Genomic DNA, 2,448 nt, shown 5'->3' with positions numbered 1-2,448 from the left:
GTGGCGCCGCGCCTGCCGCCTACTCGGGCGAACGTGTTCTGCATGTGAGACGACTCCCCGTGAGTGGTGGTGCTCGTACGTGGACCTGCCGTGCGGCCGGGGCCGGTCTCCGTTCCGTCGGTTCCGGGCCCCGAGTGCGGGCACGACGCTACGGGCCGCGCACCGGGCCCGGCGTCTGCCCGCGGATGGAACCTCTGCCACAACCCCCGCGGTAGCCCGCCCGGCGTGTCAACCAGCGCGGTACGCCGGGGCCGACGAGGGACGGGCCAGCATGGAGGTCAAGGAATCGCCAACGGCTGATCAAGAAACGACAGTTACCTGTCAACCGCGATCACCCTGACGGACGTCTCTGGTTTACTGTCCGGTAACCTGCGGCCGGGAACCGCGTTCACCTGGTCCCCCTAGCGTCTTGCCGCCGCCGGAGTGCCGACTGCTCGGCCCGTGCGACCCCACTCATTGACGACATGTTCGAGGATCACAGCATGCACGCAGTCCCCACCCGCAACCGGTGGCTCCGGTACGGCGCCGGCCTCGTCGGGGCGATGTCCCTCACCGCCCTCGGCGGCACCCCGGCGGCCTTCGCGGCGGACGAGCCGCAGACCGCCACCCCGATCAAGCACGTCGTGGTGATATTCCAGGAGAACGTCTCCTTCGACCACTACTTCGGCACCTACCCGAACGCGGCCAACACCGCCGACGACAAGGTGAAGTTCACCGCGAAGCCGGACACCCCGAAGGTGGACGGGCTCGGCGACGACCTGCTGCACCACAACCCGAACGCGATGAACCCGAAGCGTCTGGCCCCGACGCAGGCCGTCACCTGCGACCAGGACCACACGTACAAGGACGAGCAGCTCGCCGTCGACGGCGGCAAGATGGACAAGTTCGTCGAGCACACGAACGTCGAGAGCTGCAAGGCGCCGATGTTCACCCAGCCCGGCCTGGTGATGGACTACTACGACGGCAACACCGTCACCGGTTACTGGAACTACGCCCAGCGCTTCGCGATGAGCGACAACTCCTTCAACACCAACTACGGCCCGTCCACCCCCGGCGCTCTCAACCTGATCTCGGGCCAGACGCACGGCGGCTACGCGGTCGACGCGAAGACCGGCCAGAAGACGACCGACGCCTACGCGGTCGCCTCCCCGGACGCCAACGGCGTCGGCACCGTCATCAACGACCCCGACCCGGGCTTCGACGACTGCTCGAACCCCGCGCACAACCACCTGGTCATGACCGGCAAGAACGTCGGCGACCTGCTCAACGACAAGGGCGTCACCTGGGGCTGGTTCCAGGGCGGCTTCAAGCCGACCGCCACCAAGGACGGCAAGGCCGTCTGCGGCGCCACGCACAACAACATCGTGGGCGCGTCGCAGACCGACTACAACCCGCACCACGAGCCGTTCCAGTACTACAAGTCCACCGCGAACCCGACCCACGCGGCCCCGAAGACCGTGGACGAGATCGGCCACGACGGCCAGGCCAACCACCAGTACGACCTGACCGACTTCGACGCGGCCCTCCAGCACGGCAACCTGCCCGCCGTCTCCTACCTCAAGGCGGCCAACTACCAGGACGGCCACGCCGGCTACTCCGACCCGCTGGACGAGCAGCACTTCGTCGTCGACACGGTCAACAAGCTGCAGAAGTCCAAGGACTGGGCCTCCACCGCCGTCGTCATCGCCTACGACGACTCGGACGGCTGGTACGACCACAAGTTCGTCGAGCCCGTGAACGGCTCGCGCGACGCGACCAACGACGGCCTGAGCGGCGCCGGCCAGTGCGGCAAGGACGCCGGCGCGGGCGGCTACGCCGACCGCTGCGGCTTCGGCCCGCGCCTGCCGCTGCTGGTGCTGTCGCCGTACGCGAAGTCCAACTTCGTGGACCACACGCTGACCGACCAGACCTCCGTCCTGCGCTTCGTCGAGGACAACTGGAAGACCGGCCGCATCGGCGACTTCTCCTTCGACGAGCACGCCGGTTCCATCGAGGGCATGTTCGACTTCAAGAACGCCCAGCCGGCGACCCTGATCCTCGACCCGGCCACCGGCCAGCCCGCCGGCGGCACCACCCCGACCGGTCAGCCGACCGACGGCTCCTCCACCGCCGCCGGCACGCCGTCCACCGGCGCGAGCAGCAGCACGGGCGCGGGCACCGCCGCCGCGACCACCGCCGCCGCGGCCGGCGCCTCGACGAGCGGCCCGGCCCTCGCCGTCACCGGCTCCTCCAACACCATGCCGATCGCCGCCGCGGCCGCGGCCCTCGTGGCGCTCGGCGCGGGTGCGGTCGTCTTCGCCCGCCGCAAGCGCGGTCGCCGCGCCTGACCGTTGCAGGTCTGACCGGCGCGCGATCCTGACCGGCGCGCAGTCCTGACACTCGCGCAGTCCTGACACCGCCGGGCCCTCCCTGGGTCCGGCGGTGTCGTGCGTTCGGGGGCGGGCGAAC

At 69.9% G+C, this 2,448-nt stretch carries 1 protein-coding gene; it reads left to right on the top strand.

Going from position 1 to position 2,448, the window contains the following annotated elements:
* Positions 1-482: 482 nt before the first annotated feature.
* A complete protein-coding gene (locus AB0O00_RS35685) occupies positions 483-2,327 on the top strand; it encodes an alkaline phosphatase family protein (RefSeq protein ID WP_363658861.1) in 1,845 nt (614 codons plus the stop codon).
* Positions 2,328-2,448: the final 121 nt, after the last annotated feature.

Source organism: Kitasatospora sp. NPDC093558 (assembly GCF_040683475.1).
Lineage (GTDB): Bacteria > Actinomycetota > Actinomycetes > Streptomycetales > Streptomycetaceae > Kitasatospora.
This window is presented reverse-complemented; position numbering and strand designations above follow the sequence as displayed.

What these genes read in the sequence shown, in the direction of transcription:
- AB0O00_RS35685 (WP_363658861.1), top strand. Translation starts at nt 483, where the DNA reads ATGCACGCAGTCCCCACCCGCAACCGGTGGCTCCGGTACGGCGCCGGC.